Here is a 17277-nt window from a genome sequence, read left to right on the forward strand (position 1 = left end):
CCGCCACGTGCGCGACGCGCTGGCCGGGATCCTGCCCTTCGACGCCCGCGAACGTCTCGCCGCCCTCCTCACCGACGAGGACACCGCCACCCTCAAGCACCTCGCCCGCACCGGCATGGGCGCCGACACCCTGCGGGCGCTCGCCTCCGACCTCGGCTACCTCGAAGCCTGGTGCCGGGCCGCCACCGGCCACCCCCTGCCCTGGCCGGCGACCGAAGCCCTGGCGCTGAAGTTCGTCGCCCACCACCTCTGGGATCCGGTCCAGCGCGAGAGCGATCCCCGCCACGGCATGCCCGCCCCAGTGTCCGACGACTTGCGCGCCCGCGGCCTGCTGCGGGTCGCGGGCCCGCACGCCGTCGCCCCCGTGCGCCGGCGCCTCGCGCACTGGTCGACCCTGCACCGCTTCCGCGGCCTCGACGGGCCATTCAAGGCGCCACGCCTGCGCACCGCCCTCTCGCTTGCCGTGCGCGCCAGCCGGCGGCCCCGCACCCGCAAGAGCGCGCGGCCGGTCACCGTTGCGGTCGTGGAAAAGCTGCTCGCGACCTGCCTGTTCGACCACCAGCTGGTCGACCGGCGTGACGGGGCGCTGCTGCTGGTGGCCTTCGCCTCAGGGGGGCGCCGGCGGGCCGAGGTGGCGGGCCTGCGCGTCGAGGATCTCGTGCGCGAGGCGCCGGTCCTCCTGGATCCGGCGGATCCGGACAGTCCCAGGGTGCCGAAGATCACGATCCGGCTCGGGCGCACCAAGACCACGACGGCGGAGGAGGATGCGCGCGTGGTGGTGATCGGGCGGGCCGCCCAGGCGCTGCTGGACTGGCTCACGGCGGCTTGGATCGAGGCGGGCGCGGTGTTCCGGCGCATCGACCGCTGGGGCCGGCTGGGCGCCACGGCGCTCGATCCGCAGGGCGTGAACGCGATCCTGAAGGCGCGCTGCGCGCGGGCCGGACTCGACCCGGCGCTGTTCTCGGCGCACGGGCTGCGCTCGGGGTTCATGACCGAGGCGGGCCGGCAGGGCGTGCCGCTGCCGGAGGCGATGCGGCTGTCCCAGCATCGCTCGGTGCAGCAGGCGGCGCGCCGTGGCAGTGCTCGACGAAGTAGAGCCGCTCCTTCTCGCGCAGGGCTGTCCCGAGGTCGGAGGCGCGGCCGACGAGGCCGGCCTTGCCCTTCTTGCCGACGCCGCCCTTGAACACCGGCTTGATGAAGATCGAGCCGTGGCGGTCGATCAGGCCCTTGATCTCTTCCTCGCTGGTGTCCGGGCCGAGCACCTCGGCCGTCGGGAAGCCGGCGAACTGCAAGAGCTTGGCGCCGTGCAACATGCCCGTGACCTGCATCCATTTCCTCCGTGCTGTATTCGTCAGGACGATTCGGCACCGCTCAAGCCGGTTCATCCTGCACAGGCGCAGGAGGTCCGGCCCTCGTCGGCTGGCGAGACCCTCACCGCCCGGCTTTGGGGTTGGGAACGGCGACGGCGCACTCGGCGGGAGACGGGCCGTGCAGGGCCTTGCGCTCCTTGGCGAAGCGGACGAGCGCCGCGTAGCGGTACAGGCCGTGGACGAACTTGCCGTACGGCATGGTGACGAAGAAGCCGAACACCGCGCCGAGATGCACCGCAAGCAGCGTTCCCATCGCGGGCGTGCTGCGCAGCACGAGGAGCGCCAGCCCCGTCGTGCCGAGGGCGAACAGCATGAGGGTGAAGGCGTTCTCCATCCCACGCCCTTCCGGCGCCCGCATGGTCTCGTCCCGCACCGCCTTGGCGCGCAGGAGGCCAAGCGGCCCGATCACCAGCCCGATGCCGCCCAGCGTGCCGAGCACGACCGGCAGGTCCCACCAGGGATAGGGCGCCTCGCGGCCGAGCAGGTAGTGGTAGAGCGTCGCCACCGAGGTCGAGGCGAAGCACAGCATGAAGCCGTAGAAGGTCAGGTGATGATAGAACCGGCGGCGGTCCTTGGACGGGTTGTCGTCCTGGTTCATGCAGCCGGCGCCGCCGCCGTCGAGATATCGCAGCCGCAGGGTGTCCTGCGTCGCCTGCCAATTGTAGCCAACGTCCTGCAGCGTCGCCCGCGTCTCGCCGATGTCGCGCCAGAAGCGGAGAAGCCCCAGGCCGAGCGCCACGAGGGCGTAGAGGAACGCCGCACCGAACAGGAATGCCATCGCGTTGTGCGGCATCAGCCGATAGAACGCGCCCTCGCCGAGCTGCGCACCGAACATCACCTTCGGGTCGTTCAGGGCCATGAACCCGAACAGGAAGGCGGCCACGCAGGCCGAGGTGATCAGCGCGATAGCGGTGCCGTTGCGCGCGAATAGCGGCGCCAGGGCGCGGGGCCACGCGTAATGCGCGTAGGATTCGTTACGCACCTGCGCCAGCACCCGCGGCACGTTCACGTCGAAGGCGTGTGGCGGCGAGAACTGGCAATCATAGAAGCAGGCGCCGCAGGAGTGGCAGAGATTGGCGAGATAGTTGAGGTCGCCGTCCGAGAATGAGCGGCGCATCTCCATCGCCGGGAAGACCGCGCACAATCCTTCGCAGTAGCGGCAGGAGTTGCACACAGTCATCAGGCGGTCGGCCTCGGCCAGGGCAGCGCTCGCGTGGTGGGCGGTGGTGCCCGAGGTCTTGGTGTCAGTTGCGAGCATGGCGCGCGGCCTCCCGTCCGGCGATGCGGCCGAAAACGGCCCCGATGGTCATCCCGATGCCGGCCGCGTAGCCCTGACCGAGCACGTTGCCGGCCATGATCTCGCCGGCCGCGAACATGTTCGCGGCCGGGGTGCCGTCCGCCATGATCATGCGAGCCTGCTTGTCCACCCGCGTGCCGAGATACGTGAAGGTGATGCCCGGCCGGACCGGATAGGCGTAGAATGGCGCCGTCTCGATGCGCCGCGCCCAATGCGACTTCGGCGGGGTCAGTCCCTCGGTGCGGCAATCGTCGAGGATCTTGTCGTCGAAGGTGCCGGGCCGGACGGCGGCGTTGAAGTCGGCCACCGTGCGGGCGAGCGCATCCGGGTCGAGCCCGAGGGCCAAGGCCAGTTCCGGGATCGTTCGCGCCTGGATGGGCGGGTACAGGGACGGCATGAACAGCTCGAGCGAGCTGGCGTCGAAGATGATGTAGGCGATCTGGTCGGGCTGGGCGGCGACAAGCCGGCCCCAGATGGCGTAGCGCTTGGGCCAGATGTCCTCGCCCTCATCGTAGAAGCGCTGAGCGTGCTTGTTCACGACGATGCCGAATACCACGCAGTCGAGCCGGGTGATGATGCCGCCGTCATATTTCGGCGCGCGTGCGTCGATGGCGACCGCGTGGCACTGGGTCGGGTCCCCCACCTCCTGCACGCCCCTGTCGAGGAGCAGCTTCAGGATGGTGCCCTTGTTGTTGCTGGTACCGCGGATCAGGAAGTTGTCGGCCGCCTCACCCCAGTAGCGCTTCAGCCACGCGATGTTGGATTCGAAGCCGCCCGCTGCCGCGACCAGCGTGCCAGCGCGGATCCGCTCCCCGTCGCGGAGCGTGGCGGAAAGAAAATGCCCGTCTTCGATCTCGAGGTCTGTCACCTCGGCCTCGTAGCGGACCTCGACGCCGAGCCGCTCCGCGGTGGCATAGAGCGCATTCAGCATCGCGCGGCCGCCACCGAGGAAGAACGAGTTCGTGCGGCCGAGCGATAGCGTGCCGCCGAGGGACGGCTGCCAGCGCACGCCCTGCTCTTCGATCCAGGTCAGCATCTCCTTCGATTCGCGGATCATGTGGCGGGCGAGATCCTCGTCGGTGCGCCCGCCCGTGACGAGCAGGAGGTCCTCGAAGAACTCCTCCTCGGTGTAGGGGCCAGTGAGGATCTCGGTGGCCGTGTCGTGGGCGCACCGCATGTTGCGGGTGTGGCGCGTGTTGCCGCCGCGCCAGAAGGCGTCGGCGGCCTCGAGAACGAGGACTGAGGCCCCTTCCCGCCGGGCGCTGATGGCGGCGCACAGGGCGGCGTTGCCGCCGCCGATGACCAGGACGTCGTAGCGCTGGGATGTCGGTCTCATGTCAGAGCGCCCTCCGAGGGGTGAGCAACCGATCGATCCCGCATGCGCCAGCGCAGCGGACGATCAGTCTCGTCGAGACGGGCAGGGTCGCGGTGCCGAAGACGTCCGCTGGGCTGCCGCATGGCGCAGGCAGGATGCCCCTCGCACGCGACCGCAACCCCGGATGGCTCGCGTCGATGTCGATGGCTGCCATTCGTCCCTCTCTCGAGCCGGCTGACGGCATGGGCCCGGTGCTTCGTGCCTGCGGCTCCGAACGCAACGCGTGTGCTATCCATGCCATTGTATGCTATTGTATGCAACAGAATACGCGTGCGGCTTTCCGCGATCGATTATCGTGCGTGGCCAGTGCGGAGGCGGTCAGGATGAATGTGTGGAAGCCCGCGGATCAGCCGAACGGCATGAGCGCGTACGAACTTCTCCTCAGAGCCATCGAGGACGGGGAGCTGACGCCGGGCACCCGGCTGCGGGAGGCGGAGCTGGCCGAGCGCTTCGCGATCAGCCGGACGCCGATCCGCGAGGCGCTGGCGCGGCTCGAATCCCATGGGCTCGTCACGCACGAGCCGCACCGCGGCGCCACGCTCACCAAGCTCGGATACGCGCAGGTGACCGAGCTCTATGACCTGCGGGAGGTGCTCGAAGGCATGGCGGCTCGCCTCGCAGCCACCCACGCCAGCGACACCGAGATCGACGTGCTGGAAGAGATGGTCGCCCGCGACCGCACGCTGACCCACGATCCGAGAATCCTCGCGCGGACCAACCGGCTCTTCCATCGGCAGATCCACGCCTGCGCCCGCAACCGCTTCCTGCAGGGCATGCTGGAGAACATGCGCCTGTCCCTGGTCCTGCTTGCCGGCACCACCCTCGCCGAGCCGGGCCGCGCGGAGCCAGCCGTCGACGAGCACGCGGCCATCGTGGCGCGGATCCGGGTGCATGACCGCGATGGCGCGGAGGAGGCCGCCCGCGCCCATATCCGCGCCTCCTTCAAGACGCGGATCAGGATGTACCAGTCGGACTGAGCGCCGCCGGCTCACCCGCGGTCGGCTGCTCGGTCTGCTCGCGGAGCGCCGAAGCGGCCCCCCGGCCGGCGATCCAGCCGAAGGTGAGCGCCGGGCCGAGGGTGATGCCTGGCCCTGGATAGGCGCCCTGCATGATCGAGGCCATGTCGTTGCCACAGGCGAACAGGCCCGGGATCGGCGATCCGTCCGCACCGAGCACACGGGCCTGCGCGTCCGTGACGATGCCGGCCGACATGCCGAGATCGGCCGGCCACACCGCCACCGCGTAGAACGGAGCGTGCTCAATTGGCGCCACGCACGGATTGGGAGCGTGGTCGGCGTCGCCGAGGTGCCGCTGGTAGATGTCGCGCCCGCGGCCGAAAGCCGGGTCCTCGCCGCACCTCGCATCCCGGTTGAAGGTCTCGACCGTGTCGGCGAGCGCAGCCGCCGGGACGCCGATCGCTGCGGCGAGGTCCGCCAGGGTCGATCCGCGCTTCAGGTAGCCGCTCGCGATGTCGGCCCCGGGGAAGCGCGTGAACGGCTTCACCTTGCCGAGCCCGTACTTCCAGAGAAACTGGCGGTCGCACAGCAGCCAGGCCGGCACGGCCCGGCCAGCGCTCGCGAGCTGAGCACGGACGAACTCGTGGTAGGAGACCGCCTCGTTGACGAAGCGGCGGCCGTCGCTCCCGACCGCGATGAGCCCGGGCTTGGCCCGGTCGGTGACGGTGTGGGGGAAGACCCCGCGGCTCCCGTCTCGGCGGGTGAAGGTCGAGGCCGGGACCCAGAACGCCCCCTGCTCCGTCGGCTCGGATAGGCGCGCGCCCACTTCGGTGGCGAGCCGCGCCCCACGCGCTGCCTTGCCGGGATCGACGGTGGCCGTCAGCGTGCCGGCCGCGGTCGGCACGTAAGAGGCGCGCATCGCGCCGCCGTGCGACAACCCGCCCGTCGCGAGGACGACCCCTCGCCGCGCCTGGGCCGTGGTGCGGCGGCCCTCGCCATCCACCAGCTCCACGCCCGCGACCCGGCCGCTACGGTCGGTGACGAGGCGCTCGGCCGAGGTTCGCGTCCGGATGGTCACCCCGAGGTCACGGGCGGATTGCAGCAGCCGCGCCACGAGTGCGTTGCCGAGATAGAGCGTCGTTCCGCGGCGCGCACGCAGGCGCTGCGCCCCGTAGCGGAGCAGCAGTTTTGCCACGTGCCAAGCGGAGCGCCAGGAGCGCCCCACGCGCCTCAGATGCGGGATGTCCTGGCGGCTGATCATCATGCCGCCGAACAGCGTGAACTCAGGTAGTGGGTCGCGCAGGAGCGCGAAGGCATCACCGAGCTGGCCGGCGTCGTAGGGCTCCGGCTCCAGGACCCGGCCGCTGGAGGTCGCCCCTGGCAGGTCCGGGTAGTAGTCGGGATAGGTCGGAACCGGCTGGAGCCGGAGCGCGGTCCGTGCCTCGAGATCCCGCACCGCATCCGCACCGCTGGCCAAAAAGGCCTCGAGCCGCTGCCGGTCGCCGGGTGGCGCCGTGTGTTCCAGGTATATCCGGGCAGCCTCGAGGCGGTCGGGGCTCTGCGCGGCCTTGCCGTTGCCCGGGATCCAGACCATCCCGCCCGAGATCGCGGTGGTTCCGCCCACCACCGGGGCCTGCTCCACCAGGAGCACCGAGCAGCCCTCTGCTGCCGCGATGCTGGCCGCTGTCAGACCGCCGGCGCCGGAGCCGACGACGATCACGTCCCATGCGCTGTCCATAGTCCCGCTCACGCCATGCCACCGTTCGGCTGCACGATCTGACCGTGGACCCAGGAACTCTCCTCGGAGAGCAGGAAGCGCACGACCTGCGCCACCTCCTCGGGCCGGCCGATCCGGTTGAAGGGGCTGAAGGCCGCCATGCGCTGCTTGGCCTCCTCGGTCTTGCCGGCGTTGAAGAGGTCGGTGTCGACCGGCCCCGGCGCCACGCCGTTGACCCGGACGCGGCGGCCAGCGAGTTCCTTGGCCATGGCGCGCACCATGCTCTCCACCGCCGCCTTGCTGGCGGTGTAAGGGCCGGTTCCCGGCACGGCGTGGCGCACGAGCGACGTCGTCACCGCCACGATGGCGCCGCCATCCCGAACCCGCCGGGCCGCCTCGGCGAGGATGTTGAAGGCGCCGACCACATTGACTTCGACCAGCTGGCGGAAGTTGTCGGGGTCGAACTGCGCCATGGGGGCGGCCGGGACGTTGATGCCTGCATTCGCCACGATGGCCGTGGGGGCCGCGCCGAGATCGGATTCCACCCGGTCGAAGACCCGCGCCACGGCGGCGGCGTCGCGGATGTCGGCGGGATAGTGCCGGTGCGGAGCGTCTTCGGGGGCGCGGCTGACATACGTGAAGGCGACCTGCCAGCCGCTGGCCGCGAGGACGTCGACGCAGGCGGCGCCGATGCCGCGAGAGCCCCCGAACACGAGGGCGATGGAAGAAGAAGCTGTCATGACATGGCCTTGATGCGGCGACCGAGTGGAGCATTGGCGGGCGCATCGATATCCGGCGCGCCCGTTCGCGTCACAAGGCGGGCACCGGCTCCCCCCGCGTCACCGCGATGGTCGCCTCGATCCCCCGCTGGATGTCGTAGCGGGGCCGGTAACCCAGCTCGACCTCGGCGCGGCGGATGTCGAGGGCGCCCTTCCGGGCGCTGAGCACGGAGCCGCCGTGGTAGTACGGCCCGCAATCGCCCACGGTGATGCGCGCGCCCGGGATGGCGCGATTCACCGCCTCGGCGGTGTCGGCGATGCTCGGGGCGGCGCCGGTCGCGACGTTGTAGGCATCGAAGCGATGCTGCGGCTTGTCGAGGGCCAGCAGGATGCCGGCCACCGTGTCGGAGATGTGGACCTGATCGACGGCGAAGTTGCCGCCGTCGGGCTGGTGGAAGGCCTCGCCGCGCAAGGCCGCCTCGATGAAGGTCCGGGGCAGCCGCAGGCGTGGCAGATGCGGCCCGTAGACCCAGCAGGTGCGCACGTTGATGCATTCGAGCCCGGACTCGCGCGAGTAGACCCGCCCGTAATGCTCGACCGCGAGCTTGGTCAGCCCGTAGACGCTGACCGGCTTCTGCGAGTGCTCCTCGTCGATGATCGGCGCCTGGAAATCGCCGTAGGTTTCCTCCGTGCTGACGTGCACGACGCGCTTGACCCCGTGCAGCCGCATCGCCTCGAAGAGGTTGATCGACCCCTCGACGTTGACGCGCAGCGCCTTGAGGGGAATGTCGGCGGCCTGAACGACACCGACGATCGCGGCCGCGTGGATCACCGCATCCACCCGATGCTGCTCGAACAGCCGCAGCACCTGCGGCCACTCGCCAAGGTCGGCCGCTGCCGCGGCGAGCCGCGGCTCCCGGGCGAGAAGCGCCGACAGGGCGGGCGAGATCGCGAGATCGGTCGCCACAACGGAATCGCCACGGGCGAGCAGCGTCCGGACGATCTCGCTGCCCAGCCAGCCGCAGCCGCCCGTGACCAGAATTGTCTTCGACATCCGATTGCTCCTGGTCACCGCGGCTGCGGCTCCTCGTCGGTCGGCGGGCTCGTGATCACCAAAAAGACGAGCGGATCGGTCCCGGTGCAGTGGAACTCGTGGATGACGCCCGGCGGGATGTAGGTGACGTCGTTGGCCCGGACGAGCCGACGCTCGCCATCAACGATCAGGACGCCCTCGCCTGCGAGCACATGGTAGATCTGCTCCTGCACCGCGTGGGAGTGGCTCTCCACGTGGGCACCGGGCTCATAGGACGAGATGCGGTGGTCGAAGAACCGGCTGCCGACGGTCTCAGGCGTGACGATCGCCTTGGACAGGGCCTGGTTGAAGTGCCCCGGGTACTGCACCCACGGCAGTTCGGCGAGGTTGCGGGTCACGGCGTGCTTCTCCGCGGTGGCGTGCGCGAAGGCGTTCGGTTCCTTGATGACGGTTGCCATGGGAGGCTCCTCAGGATCATTGGGGAAGATCAGTGACGAGGTGGCGCTGGTCGTGCTCGGCCAGGAAGCCGAGCCGGTCGGCGGCATGGGTCAGGTCGTAGAGGGGAGCGAAGGGCTGCCGCTCGTAGATCTCGGGCTGACGGATCTCGACGTCGTTGCCGTGCAGGCGGCGCAGCCGGTCCAGGGTCGGCTCCGGCGACAGCGTCACCTGGGCCGAGAGGTAGAAGCGCTCGAAGGCGCCGGGCTCCAGCGGCAGCTCCAGGGCGAGCCGGAAGGCGCGGGCGAGGTCACGTGGGTCGATGTGGTGGTGGAGCGGGCCGCCGCCGGCCGATGAGGGGCCGCCGACCGCAGGGCCGCGATAGTTCTCCGGGTCCCTTGCTCGAGCGATGATCTCGCCCGCCATCTCCGGATAGGCGACGAAGACGGTCCTGAGCGCCACGACCGCCATGCCGCGATAGGCATGGGCGCGGGCGAGATCCTCGCCGAGCACCTTGCTGACCCCGTAGGGATCGGTTGCGCGCAAGGGATGGTCGAGGTCGAGGGGCGCGTAGAGCGGGGCCAGCATGCGGCCCTCGCGCACGGTGTAGCCGGCCACGGAGTCGCTCGAGCAGAACACGAACCGCTTGAGGCCCGCTGCCTCGGCCGCATCCAGCAGCGTGTAGGTGCCCAGCGTGTTCACCCGCATGATGGTCTGGCCGTCGCCGGACCAGATGTTGGGCACCGCCGCGATGTGCAGGACGGCGTCCGTCCCGGTAACCGCCTTCGCCACGGCTTGTGGATCGGTGACGTCGGCGACGTGCCACTCGATCGGAGCCGTACCGGCCCGGCGGTCGAGGCCGCGCACCAAGGCGCCGTGAGCAAGCAGTTCGTCGACGACGAAGCGCCCGAGGAGACCGGCCGCGCCGGTCACGAGAACGCGCCGGGTCATGCCTGGGCTTCCTTCTGCCACGCTTCGCAGCCGAGGGCGGCCAGGATGTCGTGGCTGCGCAGGATCGCGGCCTCCGGCTCTGGATCGATGATTTCCAGCATACAGGGCCCCGTGAAGTTGATGGAGGTCACGGCCCGCGCCACCTCCGCGAACGGGACGGTGCCGGTCCCGACCGGATCGTGCCGCCAGACGGTGCGCCCGGTGTCGGAGAGGTGCAGGATGCGGAGGCAGTCGGACAGGCTGTGCATTCCGGCGACCGGATCCTCGCCGATGAAGTGCGCATTGGCCGCGTCGTAGCAGGCGGCCACCTTGGGCGAGGCGAAGCTGCGCACGAAATCGCCGAGGGAGGCGGCGTCGGGGAATGCGGCGATCGGGATGTTCTCCACCGCCAGCCCCACGCCTCGCGCCTCGGCATGGGGCAGGAGCGCCTCGATGCTCTCCCGCATCCAGGCGGTGCGTTCAGAGATCCCCGGTGGAAACAGCGGGCTCATGCGCCCCGGGACCGTGACGAGCCAGCCGATGCCGAGGTCGGAGGCAAGGTCGATCGCATCGCGGAACATCTGCACCGAGGCGGCCCGCACCCGTGGGGTGGAGCTCGCCAGGTTGTGGTCGAGGCTCGGCAAGTTGAGGGCGCAGTCTGTCGCGCCGACCTCGTCCAGCACGGCGACAAGGTGCCGGCGATCGGCCGTGGAGAACCCGTCGAGGGGCAGGTGGCCCGGATGGATCACCAGCTCGAAGGTGCGATAGCCCAGGTCCGCGAGGCGCCGGACGCTCTCCGCGGCCGGAACCGTCCAGATGTAGCTGTAGGTGTTGATCCCGATGGCACCGGCCATCATGCGGCTCCTTCGATCATCAGGCCGTCGCGCGGCGCGACGCTTTCCGAAACCTGGGCAACGCCGAGCAGCCGCTCCTGCAGGGCAGTATCGGCTGCGAGTTCTCCGGCACTGCCGCCGAAGGCCACCCGCCCGTTCACGAGGACGTACGCCCGGTCCGCCATGGCCAGCACGCTCTCGGCATGATGCTCGACGATCATGAGGCTCGCCCGGGCAGTGAGCTTGGCCACCGCCTCGCGCACCTCCTGCACCACCGCGGGGGCCAGCCCCTCGAAGGGCTCGTCGAGGAGGATGAGCCGGCTCGGCATCATCAGGGCACGCGAGATGGCCACCATCTGACGCTCGCCGCCGGACAGGTTCTCGGCGCGGGCGCGCATCAGCACGCGGAGCTTCGGGAAGAGGTCACAGATCTCCTCCTGCGAGGTGCCGCCCGGCCGCATCGCGAGCTTCAGGTTTTCCTGCACGGTCAGGTTCGGGAACAGCCGGCGCCCCTCGGGCACCAGCGCGATGCCGTGCCGGTTGATCTGATCCGGGCGCAGCGCGCCGATCTCCCGACCGTCCAGCAGGATCCGGCCGGCGCTCGCCGGCAGCGTGCCGGTGATGGTGCGCAAGAGCGTGGTCTTGCCGACGCCGTTGCGGCCCAGCAGTGCCACCACTTCACCGGCCTGGACGGTCAGGCTCACGCCGTCCAGAACCGTACCCCCGCCATAGCCGGCGCTGACGCCCTCCAGCTGCAGAAGCGGAGCAGCGGCCGGGCGGGGCACAGGCGGGGTGGCCATCTGGCCGACCCGGCGCGGCGGCGCACCATGGGCTCGCCCGAGATACGCCGTGACGACGTCCGGGTTGCGGGCAACCTCGGCGGGCTTTCCGTCGGCGATCAGGCGGCCCTGGTGCAGCACCGTGATGCGGTCGGACATCGCCAGCACGCGGTCGATGTCGTGCTCGATCAGCAGGATCGCGTGCGACTGCGCCAGCCGCCGGATCAGCGCGCTGACGACCTTGCGGTCCGATTCCGCCAGGCCTGCGAGAGGCTCGTCGAGCAGCAGGAGCTTGGCGTTGGTGGCGAGCGACACGGCGATCTCCAGCAGACGCTTCTCGCCATGGGAGAGGGAGGCGCAGAGCTCGTCCGCGCGCCCGGCCAGCCCGACGGCGTCGAGGAGCGACCACACCCGGCCGTTGGCGACCTCGTCGTCGTAGGCGTCGCGCCAGAACCCGTACCAGTGCCCTTCCGCCGCCTGCACGGCAATGCGCACGTTCTCGAAGGCGGTGAGGTGGGGGAAGACGCTGAGGATCTGGAAGGAGCGGGCGAGGCCGAGCCGCGCGCGGCGGTGCGGCGGCAGCCGGCCGATCTCCTGGCCCTCGAATTGGATGCTGCCGGCGTCGGCCCGGATGATTCCGGTCAGCAGGTTGAAGAAGGTCGTTTTTCCAGCGCCGTTGGGGCCGATGAGGCTGTGCAGGCCGGTCCGGCTTACCTCGAGCGAGACGTCGTTCTGGGTCACGATGGAGCCGAAGCGCTTGGACAGGCCCCGGACCACGAGGATCGGCGTGCCGCCGTCCCGCCCCGTCACGGCGCCACCTGGCGCGTATGGGACGATCCGGGCCGGCCGCTCGGGAATTCCGTCGCGGGTGAGCGTCCAGCGATTGCGGCCCACTAACCGTTGGAAGATGCCCTGGATGCCCTCCGGCGACAGCAGCGCGAACACGATGATCAGCGGCGCGAAGATCAGCCACCAGTTCTCGGTGATCGCGCTCAGGCGATCTTCGAGGACGATGAAGACGATCGCGCCCCACAGCGGTCCGAGGAAGTGGTGGACGCCGCCAAGCGCCGCCATCAGCACGGCGTCGCCGGCATGCTGCCAGTCGAGGTTGTTGGCGTAGACACCCTGCAGCAGCAGCGCCATGAGTCCACCGCCGACGCCGATGACACCACCCGCAATGGTGAGCGCGATGAGCTTTGTCCGGTAGGTGTCGTAGCCGAGGCTGACGACGCGCTGCTCATTGTCGCGCAAGGCCTGCATCAGGCGGCCGAAGGGCGCGTGGGCGAGACGCCACAGCCCCCAGAGCAGCCCCAGCACAACGGCGACCGTAAAGGCGTGGAACGCCAGGGCGCTCGGGAACAGCGGCCGGAGGACGTTCTGCAGGCCATTCTCGCCTCCGGTGACCGATGTCCATTTGAAGGCGACCTCGAACGCGATCTGCGAGCAGGCGAGCGTCAGGAGCGAGAAGTACAGCCCCCGGCGGCGAAGGATCACCGACCCGACGAGGGCGGCGAGGATCAGAGCGAAACCCGCCGCGATGACGAGGCCGCTGATCTCGCTGCCGCCAAGCGCGCCTGAGGTGATCGCCAGCGCATATCCGGCACAGCCGAAGAAGAACGACGCGCCGAACGGGACTAGGCCGAGATAGCCGATGAGGAAGTTCACCCCGGCGCCGTAGAGCGTGTAGATGGCGATCTGCGTGATGCGCTGGATCGGCATGCCCCAGGCGAGGGCGAGGCCGGAGGCCGCGAGCAGGACCGCCGTCAGGACGACAATCGGATGCTCCCAGAGCCGGCGGGATGCGGATGGTCCGGTTCTCATTCGAAACGCTCCCAACGCTCGCCGAACAGGCCGCGGGGGCGCAGGAGCATCACCGCGAACATGAGGGCGTACATCGATGCGGCGGCCGCCTCCGCCTTGAACTGGATGGTCAGGGACATCACGACCCCGACGGCGAGGCCGGCCACCACGGCACCGCGGAACGAGCCGAGGCCCCCGATCGCCACGACCACGAAAGCCGGCATGACGGCGCTGGCGGCCATGGACGGCGAGACGGTCCAGAGCGGGGCCGCCAGCACCCCGGCGATCGCTGCGAGCCCACAGCCGAGGCCGAAGACCGCGGTCAGCACCCGCGGCAGGTTGATGCCGAGGAGTTCCACCATCTCGGGATCTCGGCTGCCCGCCCGCAGGATGCGGCCGTAGGGCGTGAAGGCGAGGAACACCCACAGCCCTAGCAGGGTCGCGGTCGTGGCGACGAGCACGGCCACACGGTAGGTCGTAATGAGCAGAGGACCCGCCTCGACGATGCCGACGAGGACCGGCGGCGGGTTGAACGGCTTGCCGTCGGCGCCCCAGACGAAGCGGATAAGTGCCTCGATCAGGAGTGCCAGCGCGAAGGTGACGATCAGGCTGAGGAGCGGCTCCTTACCGTAGAGGCGCCGGATGATCGTGACCTCGACCGCCATGCCGACGAGGCCGACGATCGGCGGCGCGAGCACCACCGCGGGCCAGCCGAATACCTGGTACATCTGCCACGCGACGTAGGCGCCGAGCGCGAAAAATGCGCCGTGGGCGAAGTTGATCACCCCGAGCAACCCAAAGGTGATCGACAGGCCGACAGCGATCAGTACGTAGATGAAGCCCAGAACCAGCCCGTTGGCGGTCTGTGAGACGAGAGCGTCGAGCATGACCTACTCCGGTCGGGAGAGGGCCGGCGGCTGGCCGGCCCGTCGCGAGTTGTGGCGCAAGTCAGAGCGGTGGCATCGCGCAACCGATCTCGTCCTTGGTGCCGAACGCCTTGAGCGTTTCCGCTTCGCTGTCGGAGGTCTTCTTCACGACGTCGAAAAAGTCCCACTTGTCAGTGATCTGCTTTTTCACACGCACGATCACGGCTGGTCGGACCAGCTGGTGGTCCCACTCGCGGAAGAAGGCAGGGATGTCGCCGTCCGTGTTCTTCCACTTTTCGAGCGCGGTGACGATCGCCTTGGCGTCGGTCGACTTCGCAGCCTCGATCGATTCGAGCAGGGCGCGCATGCCGATCCAGCCCGACCAAGTCTTGTCGGAGGGCGGCTGGTTGTACTTCTTCTCGAAATCGGCGACCATCTTCTTCTCGGCCGCCGTGTTGGTCGGGTCGTTGTAGTACCATGGCTTGACGTAGATGCCGGTCGAGGCCGCCGGCCCGACATCCCAGAAATCGGTGTCGGTCACCGCGATCGCTGCGAAGCGGGCGCGATCCTTCATCCCCATCTCATTCGCCTGCTTGAGATAGTTGGAGAAGTCGCCGCCGACGAGGCCGCCCACGATGACGTCCGGACGTGCTTGCCGAATCTTGAGGATGTACGAGCTGTAGTCGGCCGTGTTGACCGGAACCTCGTCTACGCCGACCTCGGTCGCGCCGACCTCCTTGAGCAGGCCACGCCCCGAGCGCAGGATATCCTGGCCGAAGGCATAGGAGGCGGTCAGGAAGTAAACCTTCTTGCCGATCTGCGACACGAACGGCATTAGCCCGCGCATCTGCACCGGCACCGTCGCTTGGGTGCGGAAGGTATAGCGATTGCAATTCTTTCCGGTGATCTCGCTCGCCGCCGCCCCGGTCAGGATCAGCGGGATCTTCTCGCGGTTGGCGACGCTCATCATAGCCAGCGCCGACGAGCTGTAGTTGCCGCCGACGACCGCCACGACCTTGTTCTCGTCGATGAGCCGCTGCATGTTCTGTTGCGAGACCTGCGGGTTCGGCTCATCGAGCCAGACCAGCTCGATCGGCCGACCCAGGACCTTGCGGCCGGCCTGCTCCACCGCGAGCGTGCTGCCGCGCTGGAGGTACTCGCCGATCGAGGCGCCAGGGCCCTGCTTCGCGTAGATCATGCCGATTCGGACCGGCTCCGCGTCCTGCTGCGCGAGCGCCGCCCGGCCGGAAACCGACAGCATCAGGGCAGCCGAAATCGCGGCGAGTGCACGCCGTTGCGTCATGCTGGGCTTTTTCATTGAGCGTTTCCTTGGATTTTTTCTGGTTGTCGGGTCCGAGACCCGGTCCGGGCGTCAGGACGGGCGATACGGTGCGCCGAAAACCGGCTCCTTGAACGGAATCGGCGGGAGCTGCCAGGTGCCGGTGGAGGGCGGCCGGACCTCGGCGTCGACGTGCACGTCGATGACGCAGGGGCGCCGGTTCCGAACGGCAGCCTCCACGGCCCCCGCCAGGTCCTGGCTTCGTGTCACGGTGACGCCATCGGCGCCGCAGGCGCGCGCCCAGGCAGCGAAATCGGGATTGTAGCGCTCGCCGCCGGGTCCCTGGTTCCCCTTGTAGAAGGCGGTGCCGTGCTCGCGGCCCTCGAACAGCCCGTATTGCAGGTCGCGGATCGCGCCCCAGGCGAAATTGTTCCAGACGATCCAGACGCAGGGCAGGTTGTACTCGACAGCCGTCGCGACGACGTAAGGCGCCATCATGAACCCGCCGTCGCCCACCACCGCGACGCAGGGGCGGTCCGGCGCCGCGAGCTGGGCGCCCAGCACACCGCAGACGCCGAACCCCATCGACGAGTAGCCCCAGCTGTTGAGCATGCTTCTGGGCCGGCGCGGCCTCCAGAACTGCATGAACCAGTTGTGGTGGACGCCGGAATCGAGCGACAGGATCACGTCGTCCGGCAGTGCAGCCTGCAGCGTGCCAACGACGTATTCGGGGCGGATCGGTGTCGTGATGGCACTGAAGTTCGGGCGCACGAAGGCGTCCCATTCCGCCTGCCAGCCGGCGATCTCGGCCCGCCAGGTCGCCCAGGTCTCGGGGGAGAGATCGCTCCGGCTCACGAGCGCGTCGTTGAGCTGGCCGGCGAAGGCCTTCGCGTCGGCGATGATGCCGAGGGTCGGCGGATAGTTGCGCCCCAGCTCCGCCGGATCGATGTCGACCTGGATCAGCTTCGTCGTGGGGAAGTTCCAGGAATAGCCCGGATGCCAAGTCGAGGAGGAGCGGTCGTCGAAGCGCGTGCCGATGCACAGGACGAGGTCGGCATGCCGGCCGGCCTGGTTGGCCGGATAGGCACCGTTGCGGCCGATGAAGCCGAGGGTGAGGGGATCGTCCGCTGGCACGCAGCCCATGCCGTTGGGCGAGGTGATGACCGGGATTCCCAGTCGCTGCTGGAGCGCGCTGATCTCCGGGCCGGCATCGGCCAGGGTCGTTCCCTGCCCGATGAAGAAGACCGGCTTCCTGGCCGCCGCCAGCAGCTCCAGCGCCCGGGCGACGTCGGCCTCGCTCGCCGCCGGCCGGTGCGCGCCGTGGACATGCGAGAGCGGCGGCACCTCCGTCTCAGCCTCCTCCTGGAAGACGTTGTAGGGAATGTCGAGGTTCACCGGCCCGGGCCGGCCCGTGACCATCGTGTCGAAGGCTTGCCGCAGGGCCAGCGGCAGCATGTCGACGCGGCTCGGCTGGAAGCTGCGCTTGACCACCGGCCGCAGCACCTGGGCGAAGTCGGCCTGGTTGTGGGCGTAGAGTTCCTGGAATGGCGCGCGGTTGGCCTGGGAGGTCGGTACGTTGGCCGTGATGGCGAGGAAGGCCGAGGAGTCCGACAGGGCGGTCGCCAGCGACATCACCATGTTGGCCGAGCCCGGCCCCGTCGAAGTCAGGGTGGCGACCGGCTGATGCCTGATGCGGAAATACGCGTCCGCCATGTGGCCGGCGCACTGCTCGTGGCGCGGCGAGACAAGCGTCACCTCGTCGCGAACTGCATGCATTGCATCGAGGATGCCGACATTGCCGTGGCCGCAGATACCGAACACGTACGGCACCTTCTGCTTGACCAGATATTCGGCGATGACCTCGCCGCCCTTCATCCGTGGCATTGCC

Annotated in this window: 14 protein-coding genes; 2 read left to right on the plus strand and 12 right to left on the minus strand. The window is 69.3% G+C overall.

Annotated elements, in window-relative coordinates:
- Positions 1 to 7: 7 nt before the first annotated feature.
- Entirely contained in the window at positions 8 to 1183 is a 1176-nt protein-coding gene (locus MNOD_RS37605; protein WP_341874501.1) for a tyrosine-type recombinase/integrase, read from the plus strand.
- Between the two features lie 248 nt (positions 1184 to 1431).
- Here MNOD_RS37605 and tcuB read toward each other — a convergent pair whose 3' ends face one another.
- Together tcuB and tcuA are read right to left on the minus strand one after the other, a co-directional pair.
- Complete coding sequence (gene tcuB, locus MNOD_RS37610; protein ID WP_015934180.1) at positions 1432 to 2628, minus strand: tricarballylate utilization 4Fe-4S protein TcuB; 1197 nt, start codon at positions 2626 to 2628, stop codon at positions 1432 to 1434.
- Positions 2615 to 4003, minus strand: a complete 1389-nt coding sequence (tcuA, locus tag MNOD_RS37615) for an FAD-dependent tricarballylate dehydrogenase TcuA (protein ID WP_015934181.1) — start codon at positions 4001 to 4003, stop codon at positions 2615 to 2617. Before tcuA ends, tcuB begins: the two co-directional genes overlap by 14 nt.
- A gap of 362 nt (positions 4004 to 4365) precedes the next feature.
- On the opposite strand from tcuA, the gene MNOD_RS37625 reads away from it, so the two are divergent.
- Positions 4366 to 5019: a GntR family transcriptional regulator gene (locus MNOD_RS37625; RefSeq protein ID WP_015934182.1), complete on the plus strand. Its 654-nt coding sequence runs from the start codon at positions 4366 to 4368 to the stop codon at positions 5017 to 5019.
- Here the strand turns inward: MNOD_RS37625 and MNOD_RS37630 are convergent.
- The 10 genes from MNOD_RS37630 to MNOD_RS37675 form a co-directional block, all read right to left on the minus strand.
- Positions 4997 to 6736 carry an FAD-dependent oxidoreductase gene (locus tag MNOD_RS37630; protein ID WP_015934183.1) on the minus strand — a complete coding sequence of 580 codons (1740 nt, stop codon included), beginning with the start codon at positions 6734 to 6736 and terminating at the stop codon, positions 4997 to 4999. The two genes, MNOD_RS37625 and MNOD_RS37630, sit on opposite strands and share 23 nt — an antisense overlap.
- Before the next feature lie 8 nt (positions 6737 to 6744).
- Complete coding sequence (locus MNOD_RS37635; protein WP_015934184.1) at positions 6745 to 7455, minus strand: SDR family oxidoreductase; 711 nt, start codon at positions 7453 to 7455, stop codon at positions 6745 to 6747.
- A gap of 70 nt (positions 7456 to 7525) precedes the next feature.
- Positions 7526 to 8488 (minus strand): NAD-dependent epimerase/dehydratase family protein, encoded by a 963-nt coding sequence (locus tag MNOD_RS37640; RefSeq protein ID WP_015934185.1) that lies wholly within the window; start codon positions 8486 to 8488, stop codon positions 7526 to 7528.
- A 14-nt stretch (positions 8489 to 8502) separates the two neighbouring features.
- The gene (locus MNOD_RS37645) at positions 8503 to 8925 is read right to left on the minus strand and encodes a cupin domain-containing protein (protein ID WP_015934186.1); all 423 of its coding nucleotides are present in this window, start codon (positions 8923 to 8925) and stop codon (positions 8503 to 8505) included.
- Between the two features lie 16 nt (positions 8926 to 8941).
- Positions 8942 to 9853, minus strand: coding sequence for an NAD-dependent epimerase/dehydratase family protein (locus MNOD_RS37650; protein ID WP_015934187.1), 912 nt, complete (start codon positions 9851 to 9853; stop codon positions 8942 to 8944).
- Entirely contained in the window at positions 9850 to 10686 is an 837-nt protein-coding gene (locus tag MNOD_RS37655) for a sugar phosphate isomerase/epimerase family protein (protein ID WP_015934188.1), read from the minus strand. Before MNOD_RS37655 ends, MNOD_RS37650 begins: the two co-directional genes overlap by 4 nt.
- A complete protein-coding gene (locus tag MNOD_RS37660) occupies positions 10686 to 13265 on the minus strand; it encodes a branched-chain amino acid ABC transporter ATP-binding protein/permease (protein WP_015934189.1) in 2580 nt (859 codons plus the stop codon). The genes MNOD_RS37655 and MNOD_RS37660 overlap by 1 nt, the downstream gene beginning before the upstream one ends.
- Positions 13262 to 14131 (minus strand): branched-chain amino acid ABC transporter permease, encoded by an 870-nt coding sequence (locus MNOD_RS37665; RefSeq protein WP_015934190.1) that lies wholly within the window; start codon positions 14129 to 14131, stop codon positions 13262 to 13264. The genes MNOD_RS37660 and MNOD_RS37665 overlap by 4 nt, the downstream gene beginning before the upstream one ends.
- A gap of 61 nt (positions 14132 to 14192) precedes the next feature.
- Positions 14193 to 15428 (minus strand): ABC transporter substrate-binding protein, encoded by a 1236-nt coding sequence (locus MNOD_RS37670; RefSeq protein WP_015934191.1) that lies wholly within the window; start codon positions 15426 to 15428, stop codon positions 14193 to 14195.
- Between the two features lie 54 nt (positions 15429 to 15482).
- Positions 15483 to 17273 carry a thiamine pyrophosphate-binding protein gene (locus MNOD_RS37675; protein ID WP_015934192.1) on the minus strand — a complete coding sequence of 597 codons (1791 nt, stop codon included), beginning with the start codon at positions 17271 to 17273 and terminating at the stop codon, positions 15483 to 15485.
- Positions 17274 to 17277: the final 4 nt, after the last annotated feature.

It is taken from the genome of Methylobacterium nodulans ORS 2060 (genome assembly GCF_000022085.1).
Lineage (GTDB): Bacteria > Pseudomonadota > Alphaproteobacteria > Rhizobiales > Beijerinckiaceae > Methylobacterium > Methylobacterium nodulans.

Excerpts from the sequence above, each read along its gene's own strand:
- tcuB (WP_015934180.1), bottom strand. The coding sequence starts at position 2,628 with ATGCTCGCAACTGACACCAAGACCTCGGGCACCACCGCCCACCACGCG.
- tcuA (WP_015934181.1), bottom strand. The coding sequence starts at position 4,003 with ATGAGACCGACATCCCAGCGCTACGACGTCCTGGTCATCGGCGGCGGC.
- MNOD_RS37625 (WP_015934182.1), top strand. The coding sequence starts at position 4,366 with ATGAATGTGTGGAAGCCCGCGGATCAGCCGAACGGCATGAGCGCGTAC.
- MNOD_RS37630 (WP_015934183.1), bottom strand. The coding sequence starts at position 6,736 with ATGGACAGCGCATGGGACGTGATCGTCGTCGGCTCCGGCGCCGGCGGT.
- MNOD_RS37635 (WP_015934184.1), bottom strand. The coding sequence starts at position 7,455 with ATGACAGCTTCTTCTTCCATCGCCCTCGTGTTCGGGGGCTCTCGCGGC.
- MNOD_RS37640 (WP_015934185.1), bottom strand. The coding sequence starts at position 8,488 with ATGTCGAAGACAATTCTGGTCACGGGCGGCTGCGGCTGGCTGGGCAGC.
- MNOD_RS37645 (WP_015934186.1), bottom strand. The coding sequence starts at position 8,925 with ATGGCAACCGTCATCAAGGAACCGAACGCCTTCGCGCACGCCACCGCG.
- MNOD_RS37650 (WP_015934187.1), bottom strand. The coding sequence starts at position 9,853 with ATGACCCGGCGCGTTCTCGTGACCGGCGCGGCCGGTCTCCTCGGGCGC.
- MNOD_RS37655 (WP_015934188.1), bottom strand. The coding sequence starts at position 10,686 with ATGGCCGGTGCCATCGGGATCAACACCTACAGCTACATCTGGACGGTT.
- MNOD_RS37660 (WP_015934189.1), bottom strand. The coding sequence starts at position 13,265 with ATGAGAACCGGACCATCCGCATCCCGCCGGCTCTGGGAGCATCCGATT.
- MNOD_RS37665 (WP_015934190.1), bottom strand. The coding sequence starts at position 14,131 with ATGCTCGACGCTCTCGTCTCACAGACCGCCAACGGGCTGGTTCTGGGC.
- MNOD_RS37670 (WP_015934191.1), bottom strand. The coding sequence starts at position 15,428 with ATGAAAAAGCCCAGCATGACGCAACGGCGTGCACTCGCCGCGATTTCG.
- MNOD_RS37675 (WP_015934192.1), bottom strand. The coding sequence starts at position 17,273 with ATGCCACGGATGAAGGGCGGCGAGGTCATCGCCGAATATCTGGTCAAG.